The sequence below is a fragment of the Ectopseudomonas toyotomiensis genome, assembly GCF_017167985.1.
GTDB lineage: Bacteria > Pseudomonadota > Gammaproteobacteria > Pseudomonadales > Pseudomonadaceae > Aquipseudomonas > Aquipseudomonas toyotomiensis.
The window spans coordinates 1,467,328-1,489,556 of sequence record NZ_CP070505.1 but is presented as its reverse complement, the minus strand read 5'-3'; the positions used below and the strand labels follow the sequence as shown (position 1 = coordinate 1,489,556).

General features: G+C 58.6%; 25 protein-coding genes. All 25 read left to right on the top strand.

Annotated features, from left to right (window positions below):
- The first annotated feature begins 99 nt into the window (after nt 1-99).
- Nucleotides 100-531, top strand: a complete 432-nt coding sequence (gene rplK / locus JWV26_RS06880; RefSeq protein WP_004373444.1) for a 50S ribosomal protein L11 — start codon at nt 100-102, stop codon at nt 529-531.
- Nucleotides 531-1,226, top strand: a complete 696-nt coding sequence (rplA, locus tag JWV26_RS06875) for a 50S ribosomal protein L1 (protein ID WP_017675626.1) — start codon at nt 531-533, stop codon at nt 1,224-1,226. Before rplK ends, rplA begins: the two co-directional genes overlap by 1 nt.
- Nucleotides 1,227-1,437: 211 nt before the next feature.
- Nucleotides 1,438-1,938 carry a 50S ribosomal protein L10 gene (rplJ, locus tag JWV26_RS06870; RefSeq protein WP_003463333.1) on the top strand — a complete coding sequence of 167 codons (501 nt, stop codon included), beginning with the start codon at nt 1,438-1,440 and terminating at the stop codon, nt 1,936-1,938.
- An 80-nt stretch (nt 1,939-2,018) separates the two neighbouring features.
- Nucleotides 2,019-2,387: a 50S ribosomal protein L7/L12 gene (rplL, locus tag JWV26_RS06865; protein ID WP_013717352.1), complete on the top strand. Its 369-nt coding sequence runs from the start codon at nt 2,019-2,021 to the stop codon at nt 2,385-2,387.
- Between the two features lie 221 nt (nt 2,388-2,608).
- On the top strand, nt 2,609-6,682 hold the full coding sequence (gene rpoB, locus JWV26_RS06860; protein ID WP_074919223.1) for a DNA-directed RNA polymerase subunit beta: 4,074 nt from the start codon (nt 2,609-2,611) through the stop codon (nt 6,680-6,682).
- Nucleotides 6,683-6,745: 63 nt separating this feature from the next.
- Nucleotides 6,746-10,945, top strand: a complete 4,200-nt coding sequence (rpoC, locus tag JWV26_RS06855; protein ID WP_017675624.1) for a DNA-directed RNA polymerase subunit beta' — start codon at nt 6,746-6,748, stop codon at nt 10,943-10,945.
- Between the two features lie 146 nt (nt 10,946-11,091).
- A complete protein-coding gene (gene rpsL, locus JWV26_RS06850; RefSeq protein WP_003463319.1) occupies nt 11,092-11,463 on the top strand; it encodes a 30S ribosomal protein S12 in 372 nt (123 codons plus the stop codon).
- A 104-nt stretch (nt 11,464-11,567) separates the two neighbouring features.
- Complete coding sequence (gene rpsG, locus JWV26_RS06845; RefSeq protein WP_003246741.1) at nt 11,568-12,038, top strand: 30S ribosomal protein S7; 471 nt, start codon at nt 11,568-11,570, stop codon at nt 12,036-12,038.
- A 30-nt stretch (nt 12,039-12,068) separates the two neighbouring features.
- The gene (gene fusA / locus JWV26_RS06840) at nt 12,069-14,216 is read left to right on the top strand and encodes an elongation factor G (protein WP_072426374.1); all 2,148 of its coding nucleotides are present in this window, start codon (nt 12,069-12,071) and stop codon (nt 14,214-14,216) included.
- A gap of 30 nt (nt 14,217-14,246) precedes the next feature.
- Nucleotides 14,247-15,440, top strand: coding sequence for an elongation factor Tu (gene tuf / locus JWV26_RS06835; RefSeq protein WP_017675622.1), 1,194 nt, complete (start codon nt 14,247-14,249; stop codon nt 15,438-15,440).
- A gap of 155 nt (nt 15,441-15,595) precedes the next feature.
- Nucleotides 15,596-15,907 (top strand): 30S ribosomal protein S10, encoded by a 312-nt coding sequence (gene rpsJ, locus JWV26_RS06830; RefSeq protein WP_003463313.1) that lies wholly within the window; start codon nt 15,596-15,598, stop codon nt 15,905-15,907.
- A gap of 83 nt (nt 15,908-15,990) precedes the next feature.
- Nucleotides 15,991-16,620 carry a 50S ribosomal protein L3 gene (gene rplC, locus JWV26_RS06825; protein WP_017675621.1) on the top strand — a complete coding sequence of 210 codons (630 nt, stop codon included), beginning with the start codon at nt 15,991-15,993 and terminating at the stop codon, nt 16,618-16,620.
- Between the two features lie 14 nt (nt 16,621-16,634).
- Complete coding sequence (gene rplD / locus JWV26_RS06820) at nt 16,635-17,237, top strand: 50S ribosomal protein L4 (protein ID WP_072424511.1); 603 nt, start codon at nt 16,635-16,637, stop codon at nt 17,235-17,237.
- Nucleotides 17,234-17,533: a 50S ribosomal protein L23 gene (gene rplW, locus JWV26_RS06815; protein ID WP_003463306.1), complete on the top strand. Its 300-nt coding sequence runs from the start codon at nt 17,234-17,236 to the stop codon at nt 17,531-17,533. The genes rplD and rplW overlap by 4 nt, the downstream gene beginning before the upstream one ends.
- A 14-nt stretch (nt 17,534-17,547) precedes the next feature.
- Nucleotides 17,548-18,372, top strand: a complete 825-nt coding sequence (rplB, locus tag JWV26_RS06810) for a 50S ribosomal protein L2 (protein WP_017675619.1) — start codon at nt 17,548-17,550, stop codon at nt 18,370-18,372.
- Between the two features lie 16 nt (nt 18,373-18,388).
- Entirely contained in the window at nt 18,389-18,664 is a 276-nt protein-coding gene (gene rpsS / locus JWV26_RS06805; protein ID WP_017675618.1) for a 30S ribosomal protein S19, read from the top strand.
- An 11-nt stretch (nt 18,665-18,675) separates the two neighbouring features.
- Nucleotides 18,676-19,008 (top strand): 50S ribosomal protein L22, encoded by a 333-nt coding sequence (gene rplV / locus JWV26_RS06800; RefSeq protein WP_003103908.1) that lies wholly within the window; start codon nt 18,676-18,678, stop codon nt 19,006-19,008.
- 13 nt (nt 19,009-19,021) lie between these two features.
- Nucleotides 19,022-19,708 (top strand): 30S ribosomal protein S3, encoded by a 687-nt coding sequence (gene rpsC, locus JWV26_RS06795; protein WP_017675617.1) that lies wholly within the window; start codon nt 19,022-19,024, stop codon nt 19,706-19,708.
- A gap of 12 nt (nt 19,709-19,720) precedes the next feature.
- Nucleotides 19,721-20,134: a 50S ribosomal protein L16 gene (rplP, locus tag JWV26_RS06790; RefSeq protein WP_003243901.1), complete on the top strand. Its 414-nt coding sequence runs from the start codon at nt 19,721-19,723 to the stop codon at nt 20,132-20,134.
- A complete protein-coding gene (rpmC, locus tag JWV26_RS06785; protein ID WP_003463299.1) occupies nt 20,134-20,325 on the top strand; it encodes a 50S ribosomal protein L29 in 192 nt (63 codons plus the stop codon). Before rplP ends, rpmC begins: the two co-directional genes overlap by 1 nt.
- A gap of 2 nt (nt 20,326-20,327) precedes the next feature.
- A complete protein-coding gene (gene rpsQ, locus JWV26_RS06780) occupies nt 20,328-20,594 on the top strand; it encodes a 30S ribosomal protein S17 (protein WP_026088453.1) in 267 nt (88 codons plus the stop codon).
- Between the two features lie 23 nt (nt 20,595-20,617).
- Nucleotides 20,618-20,986 carry a 50S ribosomal protein L14 gene (gene rplN, locus JWV26_RS06775; RefSeq protein ID WP_003243907.1) on the top strand — a complete coding sequence of 123 codons (369 nt, stop codon included), beginning with the start codon at nt 20,618-20,620 and terminating at the stop codon, nt 20,984-20,986.
- A gap of 11 nt (nt 20,987-20,997) precedes the next feature.
- A complete protein-coding gene (gene rplX, locus JWV26_RS06770; RefSeq protein WP_017675615.1) occupies nt 20,998-21,312 on the top strand; it encodes a 50S ribosomal protein L24 in 315 nt (104 codons plus the stop codon).
- A gap of 19 nt (nt 21,313-21,331) precedes the next feature.
- Entirely contained in the window at nt 21,332-21,871 is a 540-nt protein-coding gene (gene rplE, locus JWV26_RS06765; RefSeq protein ID WP_017675614.1) for a 50S ribosomal protein L5, read from the top strand.
- 14 nt (nt 21,872-21,885) lie between these two features.
- Entirely contained in the window at nt 21,886-22,191 is a 306-nt protein-coding gene (gene rpsN, locus JWV26_RS06760) for a 30S ribosomal protein S14 (protein WP_003463288.1), read from the top strand.
- The last annotated feature ends 38 nt before the right edge of the window (nt 22,192-22,229 follow it).

The window sequence follows — 22,229 nt, the reverse complement described above, 5'->3', positions numbered from 1 at the left end:
CCCGCAGCCTTAGGCTGCGGGGTTTTGTCGTCACTGGGATAAATGCGTAAGTAACCTCGGGGAGCCGTCAGGCGTTCGAACCCGAAATTGGAGTAGCTAATGGCTAAGAAGATTCAGGCTTATATCAAGCTGCAGGTTAAAGCCGGTCAGGCAAACCCGTCGCCACCCGTCGGCCCCGCTCTGGGTCAGCACGGCGTGAACATCATGGAATTCTGCAAGGCGTTCAACGCCAAGACTCAGGGCATGGAACCTGGTCTGCCGACTCCTGTGATCATCACCGTTTACAGCGACCGCAGCTTCACCTTTGAAACCAAGAGCACCCCGGCATCGGTACTGCTGAAGAAGGCCGCCGGCCTGACCAGCGGTTCCGCTCGTCCGAACACCGTCAAAGTAGGCACCGTTACCCGTGCTCAGCTGGAAGAGATCGCCAAGACCAAGCAGGCTGATCTGACTGCCGCTGACCTGGATGCGGCCGTGCGCACCATCGCCGGCTCCGCTCGTAGCATGGGCCTGAACGTGGAGGGTGTGTAATGGCTAAGTTGACCAAGCGCCAAAAGGCCATCGCGGCCAAGGTTGAAGCCGGCAAGGCCTACACCTTCGAAGAAGCTGCCGGCCTGCTGGCCGAGTTGTCTGCCGTCAAGTTCACCGAGTCCTTCGACGTCGCCGTGAACCTTGGTGTAGACCCGCGTAAATCCGACCAGGTTGTACGTGGCGCCACCGTTCTGCCGAACGGCACTGGCAAGACCGTACGCGTTGCCGTGTTCACCCAGGGTCCGGGCGCTGAAGCTGCTCTGGCTGCCGGTGCTGACAAGGTTGGTATGGACGATCTGGCTGCCGAAATGAAGGCAGGCGATCTGAACTACGACGTGGTCATCGCTTCCCCGGACGCCATGCGCGTCGTTGGCCAGCTGGGCCAGGTACTGGGCCCGCGCGGTCTGATGCCGAACCCGAAAGTCGGCACCGTTACTCCGGACGTCGCTACCGCTGTCAAGAACGCCAAGGCTGGTCAGGTGCGTTTCCGTACCGACAAGAACGGCATCATCCACACCTCCGTTGGCAAGGTCGGCTTCGAAGCCGCTGCGCTGAAGCAGAACGTGGAAGCCCTGCTGTCCGACCTGAAGCGTCTGAAGCCGTCGACCTCGAAAGGCATCTACGTCAAGCGCGTGACCCTGAGCACCACCATGGGTCCGGGTCTGATCATCGATCAGGCTTCGCTCGACGCGTAAGTGATTGGGCCGGTAGCCATGGGCTGCCGGCCTTGAAAGATTGGGGTCCCTGCCTGGCGGGGGCTATCCAAGACCGTAGGTGACTCGCGTTTTAAATGTCAGGTTCGCCTGATGGCCTACGCAGATGGTGCTCCCGATTCGTTACCGAATCAGACACCAAAACGCCGCCGAACTCCGGTTCGGCGATACGGTAAAAACCAGGAGTAAACCCGTGGCAATTAAACTCGAAGACAAGAAGGCCATCGTCGCTGAAGTCAACGAGGCTGCCAAAGCCGGTCTGTCCGCTGTCGTGGCTGATGCCCGTGGCGTGACCGTCGGCGCAATGACCGGACTCCGTAAAGAGGCCCGCGAAGCTGGTGTGTACGTGAAAGTCGTGCGTAACACCCTGCTCAAGCGCGCCGTTGAAGGCACTCAGTTTGACGTGCTCAACGACGTGTTCAAAGGCCCGACCCTGATCGCATTCTCCAACGAACACCCGGGCGCTGCTGCTCGTCTGTTCAAGGAGTTCGCCAAGGGTCAGGACAAGTTCGAGATCAAGGCAGCTGCGTTCGAGGGCAAGTACCTCGCAGCAAACCAGATCGACGTACTGGCAAGTCTGCCGACCCGCGACGAGGGCATCGCCCAGCTGATGAGCGTTATTCAAGGCGCCACCAGCAAACTCGCTCGCACTCTGGCAGCCATTCGCGACCAGAAAGAAGCTGCTGCTGCCTAAGGCAGCGTGAGCCCTTTCGAAATCAAACGTTTAATTTGATGGTCGCGTAGGCCGTCACCCCAATACAGGAATTGATAGTCATGTCTCTGACTAACGAGCAAATCATCGAAGCTATCGGCCAGAAATCCGTTATGGAAATCGTTGAGCTGATCAAGGCGATGGAAGAAACCTTCGGCGTTACCGCTGCTGCCGCTGTTGCCGCCGGCCCGGCTGCTGCCGCTGCCGCTGTCGAAGAGCAGACCGAGTTCAACGTTGTCCTGGCTGAAGCCGGCGACAAGAAAGTGAACGTGATCAAGGCTGTTCGCGAGCTGACCGGTCTGGGCCTGAAAGAAGCCAAGGAGAAGGTTGATACCGCTCCTCAGGTCATCGCTGAAGGTCTGACCAAAGAAGCTGCTGAAGACGCCAAGAAGAAGCTGGAAGAAGCTGGCGCCAAGGTCGAGCTCAAGTAAGTTCGTACCTTGCGTCTACAGCCCGAGCGACTCGCACAAGGCTGATGGCTGGTGGCTTTTGCCACCGGCCTTTTTCCGTTCTAGGTTGGCTGTTCAACGGCCGGCCTGGAGCCGAAAAGATCCCGCCCGAGAGGCGGTTGCAAACCGAGGGTTTGCACGATTTTCTGGTCACCGCCGCCGGCGCTGGCCAAACAAGCAGGTGACCAAGCTGGGGAACGCTGATGGCTTACTCATACACTGAGAAAAAACGTATCCGCAAGGACTTTAGCAAGTTGCCGGATGTCATGGATGTGCCTTACCTCCTGGCCATCCAGCTGGATTCGTACCGCGAATTCCTGCAGCAAGGGGTGAGCAAGGAACAGTTCCGCGACATCGGCCTGCATGCGGCCTTCAAATCGGTATTCCCGATCATCAGCTACTCCGGCAACGCCGCCCTGGAGTACGTCGGCTATCGCCTGGGCGAGCCGGCGTTCGACGTCAAGGAGTGCGTCCTGCGTGGCGTGACCTTCGCCGTGCCGCTGCGCGTGAAAGTGCGCCTGATCATTTTCGACAAAGAATCGTCGAACAAAGCGATCAAGGACATCAAAGAGCAGGAAGTGTACATGGGCGAGATTCCGCTCATGACCGAGAACGGTACCTTCGTCATCAACGGTACCGAGCGTGTGATCGTGTCCCAGCTGCACCGTTCGCCGGGTGTGTTCTTCGACCACGACCGTGGCAAGACCCACAGCTCGGGCAAGCTGCTGTACTCCGCTCGCATCATTCCTTACCGCGGTTCCTGGCTGGACTTCGAGTTCGATCCGAAGGACGCGGTATTCGTGCGTATCGACCGTCGCCGCAAACTGCCGGCTTCCGTCCTGCTGCGCGCGCTGGGCTACAGCACTGAAGAAGTACTGGATGCCTTCTATGACACCAACGTCTTCCATGTGAAGGGCGAGAGCCTGAGTCTGGAGCTGGTTCCGCAGCGCCTGCGCGGCGAAGTCGCCGTTCTCGACATCAAGGACGGCAGCGGCAAGGTGATCGTGGAACAGGGCCGTCGTATCACGGCTCGTCACATCAACCAGCTGGACAAGGCTGGTATCAAGGAGCTGGAAGTTCCGCTCGACTACGTCATTGGCCGTACCACTGCCAAGGCGATCGTGCACCCGGCTACCGGCGAAATCATCGCCGAGTGCAACACCGAGCTGACCGCCGACCTGCTGGTCAAGATGGCCAAGGCGCAGGTGGTTCGTTTCGAGACCCTGTACACCAACGACATCGACTGTGGTCCGTTCATCAGCGACACGCTGAAGATCGACAGCACCACCAATCAGTTGGAAGCGCTGGTCGAGATCTACCGCATGATGCGTCCTGGCGAGCCGCCAACCAAGGATGCTGCCGAGACCCTGTTCAACAACCTGTTCTTCAGCGCCGAGCGTTACGATCTGTCCGCCGTTGGCCGCATGAAGTTCAACCGTCGTATCGGTCGTACCGAGATCGAAGGTTCGGGCGTGCTGAGCAAGGAAGACATCGTTGCCGTACTGAAGACCCTGGTCGACATCCGTAACGGCAAGGGCATCGTCGACGACATCGACCACCTGGGTAACCGTCGCGTACGTTGCGTCGGCGAGATGGCCGAGAACCAGTTCCGCGTTGGCCTGGTGCGTGTAGAGCGCGCGGTCAAGGAACGTCTGTCGATGGCCGAAAGCGAAGGCCTGATGCCGCAAGACCTGATCAACGCCAAGCCGGTTGCGGCAGCGGTGAAGGAGTTCTTCGGTTCCAGCCAGCTCTCGCAGTTCATGGACCAGAACAACCCGCTGTCCGAGATCACCCACAAGCGCCGCGTTTCCGCACTCGGCCCAGGTGGTCTGACTCGTGAGCGTGCAGGCTTCGAAGTCCGCGACGTACACCCGACTCACTATGGTCGCGTGTGCCCGATCGAAACGCCGGAAGGTCCGAACATCGGTCTGATCAACTCGCTGGCTGCCTACGCCCGCACCAACCAGTACGGCTTCCTGGAAAGCCCGTACCGCGTGGTCAAGGAAGGCAAGGTCACCGACGAGATCGTGTTCCTGTCCGCCATCGAAGAGGCCGATCACGTTATCGCCCAGGCATCCGCGACCCTGAACGACAAGGGTCAGCTGATCGATGAGCTGGTAGCCGTACGTCACCTGAACGAATTCACCGTCAAGGCGCCGGAAGACGTCACTCTGATGGACGTTTCGCCGAAGCAGGTCGTTTCCGTCGCTGCCTCGCTGATTCCGTTCCTCGAGCACGACGACGCCAACCGCGCCCTCATGGGTTCGAACATGCAGCGCCAGGCTGTGCCGACCCTGCGTGCCGACAAGCCGCTGGTAGGTACCGGCATGGAGCGCAACGTCGCCCGTGACTCCGGTGTCTGCGTCGTGGCCCGTCGTGGTGGTGTGATCGACTCCGTCGACGCCAGCCGTATCGTGGTGCGTGTCAACGATGACGAAGTCGAAACTGGCGAAGCCGGTGTCGACATCTACAACCTGACCAAATACACCCGCTCCAACCAGAACACCTGCATCAACCAGCGTCCGCTGGTGAGCAAAGGTGACAAGGTGGCGCGTAGCGACATCATGGCTGACGGCCCGTCCACCGACATGGGTGAACTGGCGCTGGGTCAGAACATGCGCGTTGCGTTCATGCCGTGGAACGGCTTCAACTTCGAAGACTCCATCTGCCTGTCCGAGCGCGTGGTCCAGGAAGACCGCTTCACCACCATCCACATCCAGGAACTGACCTGTGTGGCGCGTGACACCAAGCTCGGCCCAGAGGAAATCTCCTCTGACATCCCGAACGTGGGTGAAGCTGCTCTGAACAAGCTGGATGAAGCCGGTATCGTCTACGTCGGCGCCGAAGTCGGCCCGGGCGACATCCTGGTCGGTAAGGTCACTCCGAAAGGCGAGACCCAGCTGACGCCGGAAGAGAAGCTGCTGCGTGCGATCTTCGGTGAGAAAGCCTCCGACGTTAAGGACACTTCCCTGCGCGTGCCGACTGGCACCAAGGGTACCGTCATCGACGTGCAGGTCTTCACCCGTGATGGCGTGGAGCGCGACTCGCGCGCCCTGTCCATCGAGAAGATGCAGCTGGACGAGATCCGCAAGGACCTCAACGAAGAGTTCCGCATCGTCGAAGGCGCGACCTTCGAGCGTCTGCGTTCCGCTCTGGTTGGCGCTATCGCCGAAGGCGGCGCTGGTCTGAAGAAAGGCACTGCGATCACCGACGAGTTCCTCGACGGTCTTGAGCGTGGCCAGTGGTTCAAACTGCGCATGGCCGATGATGCCCTGAACGAGCAGCTGGAGAAGGCTCAGGCCTACATCTCCGATCGCCGTCAGATGCTCGACGACAAGTTCGAAGACAAGAAGCGCAAGCTGCAGCAGGGCGATGACCTGGCGCCGGGCGTACTGAAGATCGTCAAGGTTTACCTGGCCATCCGCCGTCGCATCCAGCCGGGTGACAAGATGGCCGGTCGTCACGGTAACAAGGGTGTGGTGTCGGTGATCATGCCGGTCGAAGACATGCCGCACGACGCCAACGGTACTCCGGTCGACATCGTGTTGAACCCGCTGGGCGTTCCGTCGCGTATGAACGTCGGTCAGATTCTCGAAACCCACCTAGGCCTCGCAGCCAAGGGTCTGGGCGAGAAGATCAACCGCATGCTCGAAGAGCAGCGCAAGATCGCCGAACTGCGCAAGTTCCTCGCTGAGATCTACAACGAGATCGGTGGCCGTCAGGAAAACCTCGACGAGTTCTCCGATACCGAGATCCTCGAGCTGGCGAAGAACCTCAAAGGCGGTGTACCGATGGCGACTGCCGTGTTCGACGGCGCCAAGGAAACCGAGATCAAGGCCATGCTGAAGCTGGCTGATCTGCCGGAGAGCGGCCAGATGCGCCTGTTCGACGGTCGTACCGGTAACCAGTTCGAGCGCCCGACCACCGTCGGCTACATGTACATGCTCAAACTGAACCACCTGGTGGACGACAAGATGCACGCCCGTTCCACTGGTTCCTACAGCCTGGTTACCCAGCAGCCGCTGGGTGGTAAGGCGCAGTTCGGTGGTCAGCGTTTCGGGGAGATGGAGGTCTGGGCACTGGAAGCCTATGGCGCCGCCTACACCCTGCAGGAAATGCTGACCGTGAAGTCGGACGACGTGAACGGCCGTACCAAGATGTACAAGAACATCGTGGATGGCGATCACCGTATGGAGCCGGGCATGCCCGAGTCCTTCAACGTACTGATCAAAGAGATCCGTTCGCTCGGCATCGATATCGATCTGGAAACCGAATAACACGACGTGAATCGGCAGCGGGGCTAGTCCAGCCCGCTGCCCGCTCCGCCAGGAGGAAAGGCCTTGAAAGACCTACTGAATTTGCTGAAAAACCAGGGTCAGATCGAAGAGTTCGACGCCATCCGTATCGGATTGGCCTCGCCTGAGATGATCCGTTCGTGGTCGTTCGGTGAAGTTAAAAAGCCGGAAACCATCAACTACCGTACCTTCAAGCCAGAGCGCGACGGCCTGTTCTGCGCCAAGATCTTTGGCCCGGTCAAGGACTACGAGTGCCTGTGCGGCAAGTACAAGCGCCTCAAGCACCGCGGTGTGATCTGCGAGAAGTGCGGCGTTGAAGTGGCGCTGGCCAAGGTTCGTCGTGAGCGCATGGCGCACATCGAACTGGCCTCGCCGGTTGCCCACATCTGGTTCCTGAAGTCGCTGCCGTCCCGTATCGGCCTGCTGATGGACATGACCCTGCGTGATATCGAGCGCGTGCTCTATTTCGAGAGCTACGTCGTAATCGATCCGGGCATGACCACCCTCGAGAAGGGTCAGCTGCTGAACGACGAACAGTACTTCGAAGCCCTCGAAGAGTTCGGTGACGACTTCGATGCGCGCATGGGCGCCGAAGCCGTGCGTGAGCTGCTGCACGCCATCGACCTGGATCATGAGATCGGCCGCCTGCGTGAAGAGATTCCGCAGACCAACTCCGAGACCAAGATCAAGAAGCTGTCCAAGCGCCTGAAGCTGATGGAAGCCTTCAAGGACTCCGGCAACCTGCCGGAATGGATGGTGCTGACCGTTCTGCCGGTTCTGCCGCCGGATCTGCGTCCGCTGGTACCGCTGGATGGTGGCCGCTTCGCGACTTCCGATCTGAACGATCTGTATCGCCGCGTGATCAACCGTAACAACCGTCTCAAGCGCCTGCTCGATCTGTCCGCGCCGGACATCATCGTGCGCAACGAAAAGCGCATGCTGCAGGAAGCGGTCGACGCCCTGCTCGACAACGGCCGTCGCGGTCGCGCCATCACTGGCTCGAACAAGCGTCCGCTGAAGTCGCTGGCCGACATGATCAAAGGTAAGCAAGGTCGCTTCCGTCAGAACCTGCTCGGTAAGCGCGTGGACTACTCCGGTCGTTCCGTTATTACCGTCGGCCCGACCCTGCGTCTGCACCAGTGCGGTCTGCCGAAGAAGATGGCCCTGGAGCTGTTCAAGCCGTTCATTTTCGGCAAGCTGGAAATGCGTGGTCTGGCGACCACCATCAAGGCCGCGAAGAAGATGGTCGAGCGCGAGCTGCCGGAAGTGTGGGACGTTCTCGCCGAAGTGATCCGCGAACACCCCGTCCTGCTCAACCGTGCACCGACCCTGCACCGTCTGGGCATCCAGGCGTTCGAGCCGGTACTGATCGAAGGTAAAGCGATCCAGCTGCACCCGCTGGTCTGCGCCGCGTACAACGCCGACTTCGACGGTGACCAGATGGCCGTTCACGTGCCGCTGACGCTGGAAGCCCAGCTCGAAGCGCGCGCGCTGATGATGTCGACCAACAACATCCTCTCGCCCGCCAACGGTGAGCCGATCATCGTGCCGTCGCAGGACGTTGTACTGGGTCTGTACTACATGACCCGTGAAGCCGTGAACGCCAAGGGAGAAGGTCGCGTATTCGCCGACCTGCAGGAAGTCGATCGCGTGTTCCGCGCCGGCGAAGCGTCCCTGCACGCCCGCGTGAAAGTGCGTATCAACGAAACCATCAAAGAGAAAGATGGTTCGATCACCAAGAACACCCGCATCGTCGACACCACCGTCGGCCGCGCGCTGCTGTTCCAGATCGTACCGGCCGGCCTGTCTTACGACGTGGTCAACCAGTCGATGAAGAAGAAGGCGATCTCCAAGCTGATCAACCAGTGCTACCGCACCGTTGGTCTGAAGGACACCGTCATCTTCGCTGACCAGCTGATGTATACCGGTTTCGCTTACTCGACCATCTCCGGTGTGTCGATCGGCGTGAACGACTTCGTCATCCCGGACGAGAAGGCGCGCATCATCGACGCCGCCACCGAGGAAGTGAAGGAAATCGAATCGCAGTACGCCTCCGGCCTGGTTACCCAGGGCGAGAAGTACAACAAGGTGATCGACCTCTGGTCGAAGGCCAACGATGAAGTGTCCAAGGCGATGATGGCCAACCTCTCGAAAGAGCCGGTTGTCGATCGCGAAGGCAAGACCGTCGAGCAGGAGTCCTTCAACTCCATGTACATGATGGCGGACTCCGGTGCTCGTGGTAGCGCCGCCCAGATCCGTCAGCTGGCCGGTATGCGTGGTCTGATGGCCAAGCCGGACGGCTCCATCATCGAAACGCCGATCACCGCGAACTTCCGCGAAGGTCTGTCGGTTCTGCAGTACTTCATCTCCACCCACGGTGCTCGTAAGGGTCTGGCGGATACCGCACTGAAGACCGCGAACTCCGGTTACCTGACTCGTCGTCTGGTCGACGTGGCGCAGGATCTGGTGGTGACCGAGATCGATTGCGGTACCGAGCACGGTCTGCTGATGACGCCGCACATCGAAGGCGGCGACGTCGTCGAGCCGCTGGGTGAGCGCGTACTGGGTCGAGTGATTGCCAAGGACGTGTTCAAGCCAGGCACCGAGGACGTTATCGTCCCGGCCGGTACCCTGATCGACGAGCAGTGGGTCGAGTTCATCGAGCTGAACAGCGTCGACGAAGTGGTCGTGCGTTCGCCGATCACCTGCGAAACCCGCTTCGGCATCTGCGCCAAGTGCTACGGCCGCGATCTGGCCCGTGGTCACCAGGTCAACATCGGTGAGGCGGTCGGCGTTATCGCAGCGCAGTCCATCGGTGAGCCGGGTACCCAGCTGACCATGCGTACCTTCCACATCGGTGGCGCTGCAAGCCGTACTTCGGCTGCCGACAGCGTCCAGGTGAAGAACGGTGGTGCGATCCGCCTGCACAACCTGAAGCACGTCGAGCGCGTGGACGGCAACCTGGTAGCGGTTTCCCGCTCCGGCGAGCTGGCTGTGGCTGACGAGTTCGGTCGCGAGCGCGAGCGTTACAAGCTGCCGTACGGTGCCGTGATTTCCGTGAAGGAAGGCGACAAGGTCGACGCTGGCGCCATCGTCGCCAAGTGGGACCCGCACACCCACCCGATCGTGACCGAAATGAAGGGTACCGTGACCTTCGTCGGCATGGAGGAGGGCATCACCATCAAGCGCCAGACCGACGAACTGACCGGTCTGACCAACATCGAGGTTCTCGATCCGAAGGATCGTCCGGCTGCTGGCAAGGACATTCGTCCGGCCATCAAGATGGTCGATGCCAACGGCAAGGAACTGCTGCTGCCGGGTACCGACGTTCCCGCTCAGTACTTCCTGCCAGCCAACGCCCTGGTCGGTGTGGCTGACGGTGCGCAGATCGCGGTCGGTGACGTTATCGCCCGTATTCCGCAAGAGACCTCGAAGACTCGCGACATCACCGGTGGTCTGCCGCGCGTTGCCGACCTGTTCGAAGCCCGTCGTCCGAAGGAAGCTTCGATCCTGGCGGAAATCAGCGGCACCATCTCGTTCGGTAAAGAGACCAAGGGCAAGCGCCGTCTGGTCATCACCCCGACCGATGGCAGTGATCCGTACGAGGAGCTGATTCCGAAGTGGCGTCACCTGAACGTCTTCGAAGGCGAACAAGTGAACCGCGGCGAAGTTATCTCCGACGGTCCGAGCGATCCGCACGATATCCTGCGTCTGCTGGGTGTGAGCGCGCTGGCCAAGTACATCGTCAACGAGATCCAGGACGTTTACCGTCTGCAGGGCGTGAAGATCAACGACAAGCACATCGAGACCATCCTGCGTCAGATGCTGCGTAAGGTCGAAGTCAGCGAGTCCGGCGATTCGTCCTTCATCAAGGGCGACCAGATGGAGCTCACCCAGGTTCTGGGCGAGAACGAGCGTCTGGCCGAAGAGGACAAGTTCGTCGCCAAGTACACCCGCGTACTGCTGGGTATCACCAAGGCGTCGCTGTCCACCGAGTCGTTCATCTCGGCAGCGTCCTTCCAGGAAACCACTCGCGTCCTCACCGAGGCGGCGGTTACCGGCAAGCGCGACTACCTGCGTGGTCTGAAAGAGAACGTGGTCGTGGGTCGTCTGATCCCGGCCGGTACCGGTCTGGCCTATCACAGCGAGCGCAAGCGCAAGCGTGATGCAGACAAGCCGGTACGAGTCAGCGCCAGTGAGGTGGAAGCCGCACTGACCGAAGCGCTGAACTCCAGCGGAAATTGAGTCGAAGCCTCGCTGGTTTGCCAGCGGGGCTTTGTCTTGACTGGGGGGGTGAGTCTCTTTAGACTCATGCACCCCTAAATTTGGCAGGGCGCTGTGCTCTGCCATCTTTATTTGTGAGCGTCGAAAGACAACAGTGGAGCTAGTAGATGGCAACTATCAACCAGCTGGTACGTCAGCCGCGTAAGCGTATCGTCGAGAAATCCGACGTGCCTGCGCTGCAGAACTGCCCGCAGCGTCGTGGCGTGTGCACTCGCGTGTACACCACTACGCCGAAAAAACCTAACTCGGCACTGCGTAAAGTATGCCGCGTGCGTCTGACCAACGGTTTCGAGGTTTCCTCGTACATCGGTGGTGAGGGCCACAACCTGCAAGAGCACAGCGTCGTGCTGATCCGTGGCGGTCGTGTAAAAGACCTTCCGGGTGTGCGCTACCACACCGTGCGTGGTTCGCTGGATACCTCCGGCGTCAAAGACCGTAAGCAGGGTCGTTCCAAGTACGGTACCAAGCGTCCGAAATAAGGCCGCTTGATCCTTTTTATTTAGTTGAGTCGATAAGAGTAAGGTCGGGCGCGGCGTTCGCTGTTGGTCCCGAGCTAACCTGAAGACCGTTTGAGGGCTTATCAATGCCAAGACGTCGTGTAGCAGCAAAGCGTGAGATCCTGGACGATCCGAAATACGGAAGCCAGATCCTCGCCAAATTCATGAACCACGTGATGGAAAGCGGCAAGAAGGCCGTGGCCGAGCGCATCGTTTACGGTGCTCTGGACACTGTCAAAGCACGCAAGAACAGCGATCCCCTGGAGATCTTCGAGAAAGCTCTCGACGCCATCGCTCCGCTGGTCGAAGTCAAGTCCCGCCGTGTAGGCGGTGCTACCTACCAGGTTCCGGTCGAAGTTCGTCCTTCCCGTCGTAACGCCCTGGCTATGCGCTGGCTGGTGGACTACGCGCGCAAGCGCGGTGAGAAGTCCATGGCTCTGCGTCTGGCTGGTGAGTTGCTGGATGCTGCTGAAGGCAAAGGCGCTGCTGTCAAGAAGCGTGAAGACGTGCACCGTATGGCTGAAGCCAACAAAGCTTTCTCGCACTACCGCTTCTAATTCCGGCTCCACTAACCTTGCGAGGGCTTTATGGCTCGTAATACAGCAATTAACCGCTACCGTAACATCGGTATCTGTGCCCACGTTGACGCGGGCAAGACCACCACTACCGAGCGGATCCTGTTCTACACAGGCCTGAGCCACAAGATGGGCGAGGTGCATGATGGCGCCGCGACCACCGACTGGATGGTTCAGGAGCAGGAGCGTGGTATTACCATTACTTCTGCTGCTATCACCACCTTCTGGAAAGGTTCGGTTGGTCAGTACGACAACTACCGCGTAAACGTCATCGATACCCCCGGTCACGTTGACTTCACCATCGAAGTAGAGCGCTCGCTGCGCGTACTCGACGGCGCTGTCGTAGTGTTCTGTGGTACTTCGGGCGTTGAGCCGCAGTCCGAAACCGTATGGCGTCAGGCCAACAAGTACGGCGTTCCACGTATCGTCTACGTGAACAAGATGGACCGTGCTGGTGCCAACTTCCTGCGCGTCGTTGGTCAGATCAAGAACCGTCTGGGTCACACCCCGGTACCGATTCAGATCGCCATCGGTTCAGAAGAGAACTTCGAAGGTCAGGTTGATCTGATCAAGATGAAGGCCATCTATTGGAACGAAGACGACAAGGGCACTACCTATCGTGAGGAAGAGATTCCTGCCGAGCTGGTAGACCTGGCCAACGAGTGGCGCTCGAACATGGTTGAGGCTGCTGCCGAAGCCAATGAAGAGCTGATGAACAAGTACCTTGAAGAAGGTGACTTGTCGGCCGAGGACATCAAGGCTGGTCTGCGCGCCCGTACTCTGGCGAGCGAGATCGTGCCGGCTGTCTGCGGTTCCTCGTTCAAGAACAAGGGCGTTCCCCTGGTTCTCGATGCCGTCATCGACTTCCTGCCCGCTCCGACCGAGATCCCTGCGATCAAGGGTATTCACCCGGATCTGGCCGACAAGCCGAAAGATGAAATCGCCGAAGGCGATTACGACGAGCGTCATGCTGACGACAACGAGCCGTTCTCGGCTCTGGCGTTCAAGATCGCTACCGACCCGTTCGTCGGTACGCTGACCTTCGTGCGCGTCTACTCGGGCGTTCTGGAGTCTGGCCAGTCGGTCATCAACTCCGTGAAAGGTAAGAAAGAGCGCGTTGGTCGTATGGTGCAGATGCACGCCAACCAGCGTGAAGAGATCAAAGAAGTGCGCGCTGGCGACATCGCAGCTCTGATCGGCATGAAGGACGTCACCACCGGTGAAACCCTGTGCGATCCGGACAAGCAGATCATCCTCGAGCGCATGGACTTCCCGGAGCCGGTCATTTCGGTAGCTGTAGAGCCGAAAACCAAGGCTGACCAGGAGAAGATGGGTATCGCACTGGGCAAGCTGGCTCAGGAAGACCCGTCGTTCCGCGTCAAGACTGACGAAGAAACCGGTCAGACCATCATCTCCGGTATGGGTGAGCTGCACCTGGACATCCTCGTTGACCGCATGAAGCGCGAATTCAACGTCGAGGCCAACATCGGCAAGCCGCAGGTTTCCTACCGTGAAACCATCACCAAGGACGCTGTCGAGATCGAAGGTAAGTTCGTTCGTCAGTCCGGTGGTCGCGGTCAGTTCGGTCACTGCTGGATTCGTTTCTCGACTCCGGACGTGGACGACAAGGGCAACATCACCGAAGGTCTGGTGTTTACCAACGAAGTCGTAGGTGGTGTGGTTCCAAAGGAATACATCCCGGCGATCCAGAAGGGTATCGAAGAGCAGATGAAGAACGGCGTTGTTGCCGGCTATCCGCTGATCGGCCTGAAGGCTACCGTGTTCGATGGTTCCTACCACGACGTCGACTCCAACGAGATGGCGTTCAAGATCGCTGCCTCCATGGCGACCAAGCAGCTGGCCCAGAAGGGTGGCGGTAAGGTGCTTGAGCCGATCATGAAGGTAGAAGTGGTAACTCCTGAGGATTACATGGGTGACGTGATGGGTGACCTGAACCGTCGTCGTGGTCTGATCCAGGGTATGGAAGATTCGGTGTCCGGTAAGGTTATCCGTGCCGAAGTTCCGCTGGGCGAGATGTTTGGTTACGCTACCGACGTCCGTTCCATGTCCCAGGGTCGCGCCAGCTACTCCATGGAATTCTCCAAGTACGCAGAGGCTCCGGCGAACATCGTCGAAGCACTGGTTAAAAAACAAGGCTAATCCCGCCCTTTAAGTAAGAGGTTTACTGTCGTGGCTAAGGAAAAATTCGAACGTAACAAACCGCACGTCAACGTTGGCACCATCGGTCACGTTGACCACGGTAAAACCACTCTGACCGCTGCTCTGACCCGTGTCTGCTCCGAAGTTTTCGGTTCCGCTCGCGTTGACTTCGATAAGATCGACAGCGCTCCGGAAGAGAAGGCTCGTGGTATCACCATCAACACTGCCCACGTAGAGTACGATTCCAACATTCGTCACTACGCGCACGTTGACTGCCCGGGTCACGCCGACTACGTGAAGAACATGATCACCGGTGCTGCCCAGATGGATGGCGCGATCCTGGTCTGCTCGGCTGCCGACGGCCCGATGCCGCAAACCCGTGAGCACATCCTGCTGTCCCGTCAGGTTGGCGTACCGTACATCGTTGTCTTCCTGAACAAGGCTGACATGGTTGACGACGCTGAGCTGCTGGAGCTGGTCGAGATGGAAGTTCGCGACCTGCTGAGCACCTACGATTTCCCGGGTGACGACACTCCGATCATCATCGGCTCCGCGCTGATGGCTTTGAACGGTCAGGACGACAACGAGATGGGCACCACTGCCGTCAAGAAGCTCGTCGAGACTCTGGATACCTATATCCCTGAGCCGGTTCGTGCCATCGACAAGCCGTTCCTGATGCCGATCGAAGACGTATTCTCGATCTCTGGCCGCGGTACTGTAGTTACCGGTCGTGTAGAGCGCGGTATCGTCCGTATCCAGGAAGAAATCGAAATCGTTGGTCTGCGTCCGACCACCAAGACCACCTGCACCGGCGTTGAGATGTTCCGCAAGCTGCTGGACGAAGGTCGTGCTGGTGAGAACTGCGGCGTGCTGCTGCGCGGCACCAAGCGTGATGAAGTCGAGCGTGGTCAGGTTCTGGCCAAGCCGGGCACCATCAAGCCGCACACCAAGTTCGAAGCTGAAGTGTACGTTCTGTCCAAGGAAGAAGGTGGTCGTCACACTCCGTTCTTCAAGGGCTACCGTCCTCAGTTCTACTTCCGTACCACTGACGTGACCGGTTCGTGCGAACTGCCGGAAGGCGTTGAGATGGTAATGCCGGGCGACAACATCAAAATGGTTGTTACCCTGATCAAGCCGATCGCCATGGAAGATGGTCTGCGTTTCGCGATTCGCGAAGGCGGCCGTACCGTTGGTGCTGGCGTGGTTGCCAAGATCGTCGAGTAATCAACGATCCGCGGTATAGAAAAGGGCCCTTCGGGGCCCTTTTCTTTTGAACTGGTTAAAAGTTGACACCCCCAGGGGGCATCCGTACAATTGCGCCTCCCTCGAGCGGGCGTAGTCCGTCTGTGGGGATTAGCAGCTTGGAATCTGAGGTCAAAATGCAAAACCAACAAATCCGTATTCGGTTGAAGGCTTTTGACCATCGCCTGATCGATCAATCTACCCAGGAAATCGTGGAAACCGCGAAACGTACTGGTGCTCAGGTGCGTGGTCCGATTCCTCTGCCTACTCGTAAGGAGCGGTACACCGTTCTGGTCTCCCCGCACGTCAACAAAGACGCGCGTGATCAGTACGAAATCCGCACTCATAAGCGTGTTCTGGACATCGTCCAGCCGACGGATAAAACCGTTGACGCGCTGATGAAGCTTGACCTTGCGGCAGGCGTGGAAGTGCAGATCAGCCTCGGCTAAAACCTGGCGGTTTTAGTCGTGTAACGCTCTGAAATGGGCGGCCATAGCGGGTGAAAGCCCCGTACACTCATGAGGTTTACAACATGACTATTGGTGTAGTCGGTCGTAAAGCGGGTATGACCCGTATTTTCACCGAAGAAGGTGTCTCCATTCCGGTTACGGTCATCGAGATCGAGCCGAATCGCGTCACCCAGTTTAAAACCGAAGAATCCGATGGCTATCGCGCAGTGCAAGTCACTGTTGGCGAGCGTCGTGCTTCGCGTGTCACAGCAGCTCAAGCTGGCCACTTCGCCAAGGCGAACGTCGCGGCAGGTCGTACCGTTCTGGAGTTCCGTCTTGAAGAAGGCGACTACCAGGCTGGCGATCTGATCAACGCTGAAATTTTCCAAGCTGGTCAACTGGTGGATGTCACCGGTCAGTCCAAGGGTAAAGGCTTCGCCGGTACCATCAAGCGTTGGAACTTCCGCGGCCAGGACAACACTCACGGCAACTCCGTGTCCCACCGTGTTCCGGGTTCCATTGGCCAGTGCCAGACCCCGGGTCGCGTATTCAAGGGCAAGAAGATGTCCGGCCACATGGGTGCTGAGCGCGTTACCGTGCAGTCCCTGGAAGTCGTGCGCGTAGACGCCGAGCGTAATCTGCTGCTGGTCAAGGGTGCCGTTCCTGGCGCTACTGGCGGCGACGTTATCGTTCGTCCGGCTGCCAAGGCGTAAGGGGAGAATCTGAGATGCAATTGAATGTAAATGGCGCTCAGGCGATCGAAGTGTCCGAAGCGACCTTCGGTGGCGAGTTCAACGAGACTCTGGTTCACCAAGCAGTCGTGGCCTACATGGCTGGCGGCCGTCAGGGCACCAAAGGTCAGAAGTCCCGTTCCGACGTTTCCGGTGGCGGTAAGCGCCCATGGCGTCAGAAGGGCACTGGTCGTGCTCGTGCTGGTACCACTCGTGGTCCGATCTGGCGTGGCGGTGGTGTGACCTTCGCAGCGTCCACCCGCAACCACGAGCAAAAGCTGAACAAGAAGATGTACCGCGCAGCTCTGCGCTCCATCCTTGCTGAGCTCGTTCGTACCGACCGTCTGGTCGTGGTCGAAGACTTCGCCGTTGATGCGCCGAAGACCAAGACCCTGCTGGCCAAACTCAATGGCCTGGGCCTGACCGACGTGCTGATCGTATCCGACGCTGTCGATGAGAACCTGTACCTGGCTGCCCGCAACCTGCCGCACGTTGATGTACGTGACGTCCAGGGTTCCGATCCGGTCAGCCTGATCGCGTACGAGAAGGTGCTGGTCACCGTTTCGGCCGTGAAGAAATTCGAGGAGCTGCTGGGATGAACCAGGAACGCGTATTCAAAGTGCTGCTTGGCCCGCACATCTCCGAGAAGGCCACGGTTCTGGCTGACAAGCAAGGTCAGTTCGTTTTCAAAGTCGCTACCGATGCGACCAAGCTGGAAATCAAGAAGGCTGTCGAAGGCCTGTTCGGCGTGAAGGTTGAGCGCGTTACTACCCAGAACGTTCTGGGTAAGAGCAAGCGCACCGCTCGCGGTCTGGGCAAGCGTAACGACTGGAAGAAGGCAGTTATCTCCCTTCAGCCGGGCCAAGAACTCGATTTCACCAGCAGTGCTGAGTAAGGAAGGGGTGCATCATGGCAATCGTTAAATGCAAACCGACTTCCGCTGGCCGCCGTTTTGTGGTCAAGGTGGTCAATCAGGAGCTGCACAAAGGCGCTCCGTACGCTCCGCTGCTCGAGAAAAAGTCGAAGTCCGGTGGTCGTAACAACAATGGCCGTATTACCACCCGTCATATCGGTGGTGGTCATAAGCAGCATTACCGTCTGGTCGACTTCCGTCGCAACGACAAGGATGGCATTCCTGCCACCGTCGAACGCGTGGAATACGATCCGAACCGTACTGCTCACATCGCTCTGCTGAAATACGCTGACGGCGAACGTCGCTACATCATCGCTCCGAAGGGCGTTTCTGCTGGCGACCAGCTGATTGCGGGCATCATGGCTCCGATCAAGCCGGGCAACAGCCTGCAGCTGCGCAACATTCCGGTAGGTTCGACCGTTCACGGTATCGAGCTGAAGCCGGGTAAAGGTGCTCAGATCGCTCGTTCCGCTGGTGCTTCCGCTCAGCTGATCGCTCGTGAAGGTGCCTATGTGACTCTGCGTCTGCGCTCCGGCGAAATGCGCAAAGTCCTTTCCGAGTGCCGTGCGACCCTGGGCGAAGTCTCGAACTCCGAGCACAGCCTGCGTTCGCTGGGTAAGGCCGGTGCCAAGCGCTGGCGCGGTGTTCGTCCGACCGTTCGTGGTGTTGCCATGAACCCGGTTGATCACCCGCACGGTGGTGGTGAGGGTCGTACCTCCGGTGGTCGTCATCCGGTGTCGCCATGGGGCTTCCCGACCAAGGGCGCGAAAACCCGTGCTAACAAGCGCACCGACAACATGATCGTCCGTCGTCGCAAGTAAATAGAGGGATACGACAGTGCCACGTTCTCTGAAAAAAGGTCCTTTTATCGATCTTCACCTACTGAAGAAGGTCGAAGCGGCGGTGGAAAAGAACGAACGCAAACCGGTTAAGACCTGGTCGCGTCGTTCCATGATCCTGCCGCAGATGGTCGGTCTGACCATCGCTGTGCATAACGGTCGTCAACATGTCCCGGTCCTCGTGAACGAAGACATGGTCGGCCACAAACTGGGCGAATTTGCCGGCACGCGTACCTATCGTGGTCACGTTGCCGACAAGAAAGGCAAGCGTTAAGGGGTTTGGAAATGGAAGTAGCCGCTAAGTTGTCGGGCGCTCGCATCTCCGCCCAGAAAGCTCGCCTGGTCGCCGACCAGATCCGCGGGAAGAAGGTGGGCGAAGCGCTCAACCTGCTGGCTTTCAGCAGCAAGAAAGCCGCCGAGATCATGAAGAAAGTGCTGGAGTCGGCCGTTGCCAACGCCGAGCACAACGAAGGCGCAGACGTTGATGACCTGAAGGTCAGCACCGTTTTCGTCAACGAAGGGCGTTCGCTTAAGCGCATCATGCCGCGTGCCAAAGGCCGTGCTGATCGCATCGTCAAGCGGTCTTGCCATATCACTGTCAAGGTTGCGGACAAGTAACGGAGTCGATCAGATGGGTCAGAAAGTACATCCCGTTGGCATCCGCCTGGGAATCGTCAAGGATCACACTTCGGTTTGGTATGCAGATGGTCGCACTTACGCCGACTACCTGAATGCCGACCTGAAGGTTCGTGCATACCTGCAAGACAAACTAAAAAGCGCGTCCGTTAGCCGTATCGACATCGCTCGTCCGGCTCAAACCGCACGCATCACCATCCACACCGCTCGTCCCGGCATCGTGATCGGCAAGAAAGGTGAAGATGTTGAGAAGCTGCGTCAGGACCTGACCAAGCAAATGGGTGTGCCGGTGCACATCAACATCGAAGAGATCCGCAAGCCGGAGCTCGACGGTATGCTGGTTGCACAGAGCGTAGCTCAGCAGCTGGAGCGCCGCGTAATGTTCCGTCGCGCCATGAAGCGCGCTGTACAGAACGCCATGCGTATTGGTGCCAAGGGCATCAAGATCCAGGTGAGTGGTCGTCTTGGTGGCGCTGAAATCGCCCGTACCGAGTGGTATCGCGAAGGTCGTGTGCCCCTGCACACCCTGCGTGCAGATATCGATTACGCCACCTACGAAGCGCACACCACTTACGGTGTGATCGGCGTCAAGGTTTGGATCTTCAAGGGTGAGGTCATTGGTGGCCGCACTGAAGAGCTGAAGCCGCAAGCGCCCGCTCCTCGTAAAGCTGCTAAGAAATAAGGAGTACGCATCATGTTGCAACCAAAGCGTACGAAGTTCCGCAAGCAGATGACCGGCCACAACCGTGGTCTGGCTCAGCGCGGTAGCAAGGTCAGCTTCGGCGAGTTCGCGCTGAAGTCTGTAGCCCGCGGTCGTCTCACCGCCCGTCAGATCGAGTCCGCTCGTCGTGCTCTGACTCGTCACGTAAAACGTGGCGGCAAGATCTGGATTCGCGTATTCCCGGACAAGCCGGTTACCAAGAAGCCTCTCGAAGTGCGGATGGGTAAAGGTAAGGGTGGCGTCGAATATTGGGTAGCCCAGATCCAGCCAGGCAAAGTCCTGTACGAGATCGAAGGCGTTTCCGAAGAGCTGGCGCGCGAGGCTTTCGCCCTGGCTGCTGCAAAGCTGCCGCTCGCCACCACCTTTGTTAAGCGGACGGTGATGTGATGAAAGCGACCGAACTTCGTGAAAAAACCGCACAGCAACTGAACGAGCAACTGCTCGGTCTGCTGCGCGACCAGTTCAATCTGCGCATGCAGAAAGCAACTGGCCAGTTGGGGCAGTCTCACCTGCTCTCGCAAGTTAAGCGCGACATCGCTCGTGTGAAAACTGTGCTCAACCAGCAGGCAGGTAAGTGATCATGGCTGAAGCCGAAAAAACAGTCCGTACGCTGACCGGCCGTGTTGTCAGCGACAAGATGGACAAGACCATCACCGTTCTGATCGAGCGCCGTGTAAAGCACCCGATCTACGGTAAATACGTCAAGCGTTCGACCAAACTGCACGCTCACGACGAAACCAACCAGTGCAAGATCGGCGACAAGGTTTCCATTCGCGAAACCCGTCCGCAGTCCAAGACCAAGTCCTGGGCTCTGGTTGAAGTCGTCGAACGCGCAGTTGACGTCTAAGGGCTAGGGGTCGGAGAAATTTTATGATTCAGACTCAATCCATGCTCGATGTTGCTGACAACAGTGGTGCACGTCGCGTTATGTGCATCAAGGTGCTGGGCGGCTCTCATCGTCGCTACGCCGGCATCGGCGACATCATCAAGGTCACCGTCAAGGAAGCAATTCCGCGCGGCAAAGTGAAGAAAGGTCAGGTCATGACCGCAGTGGTTGTTCGTACCCGTCACGGCGTTCGTCGTGCCGACGGTTCGATCATCCGCTTCGACGGCAACGCTGCTGTTCTGCTGAACAACAAGCAAGAGCCGATCGGTACCCGTATCTTCGGGCCAGTGACCCGTGAACTGCGTTCCGAGAAGTTCATGAAGATCGTCTCGCTCGCCCCTGAAGTGCTTTAAGGAGATCCGACATGCAAAAGATTCGTCGTGACGACGAGATCATCGTGATCGCCGGCAAAGACAAAGGTAAGCGCGGTAAGGTGCTCAAGGTTCTCGCTGACGACCGTCTGGTCGTCGGTGGCATCAACCTGGTGAAGCGTCATACCAAGCCGAACCCGATGTCGGGCGTTCAAGGCGGTATCGTCGAGAAAGAAGCGCCTCTGCACGCTTCCAACGTTGCCATCTTCAACTCTGAAACCAACAAGGCTGACCGCGTTGGCTTCAAGACCGAAGACGGCAAGAAAATTCGTGTCTTCAAGTCCACCCAGAAGCCGGTTGGCGCTTGAGAATCCGTAGGTAAATACCATGGCACGACTGAAAGAGATTTACCGGAAGGAAATCGCGCCCAAGCTGAAGGAAGAACTGAAGCTGGCGAACGTGATGGAAGTTCCGCGCATCACCAAGATCACCCTGAACATGGGCCTGGGCGAAGCGATCGGTGACAAGAAGATCATCGAAAACGCTGTTGCCGACCTCGAGAAGATTACCGGTCAGAAAGTCGTTGTGACTCATGCCCGCAAGTCGATCGCCGGTTTCAAGGTTCGTGAAGGTTGGCCGATTGGCGTCAAGGTCACTCTGCGTCGCGAGCGTATGTACGAGTTCCTGGATCGTCTGCTGTCCATCTCCCTGCCGCGCGTGCGTGACTTCCGCGGCCTGAATGCCAAGTCCTTCGATGGTCGTGGCAACTACAGCATGGGCGTGAAAGAGCAGATCATCTTCCCGGAAATCGATTACGACAAAATCGATGCGCTGCGTGGTCTGGACATCACCCTGACTACCACTGCCCGTAACGATGATGAAGGCCGCGCTCTGCTGCGTGCTTTCAACTTCCCGTTCCGCAACTGATCGGAGTCTGGATAATGGCCAAGACAAGCATGAAGAACCGCGAGCTGAAGCGTCAGCAAACGGTTGCCAAGTACGCCAAGAAGCGTGCCGAGCTGAAAGCCACCATCGCTAACCCGAACACCAGTCCGGAAGCGCGTTGGGAAGCCCAGGTCGCTCTGCAGAAGCAACCACGTGACGCCAGCGCCTCGCGCCTGCGTAACCGTTGCCGCATCACCGGCCGTCCGCACGGCGTTTACCGCAAGTTCGGTCTGTCGCGTAACAAGCTGCGCGAAGCCGCCATGCGCGGTGACGTACCGGGCCTGGTGAAAGCCAGCTGGTAACAGCAGTAAAAAAAGCGAAGCCGGCCTAGTGCCGGCTT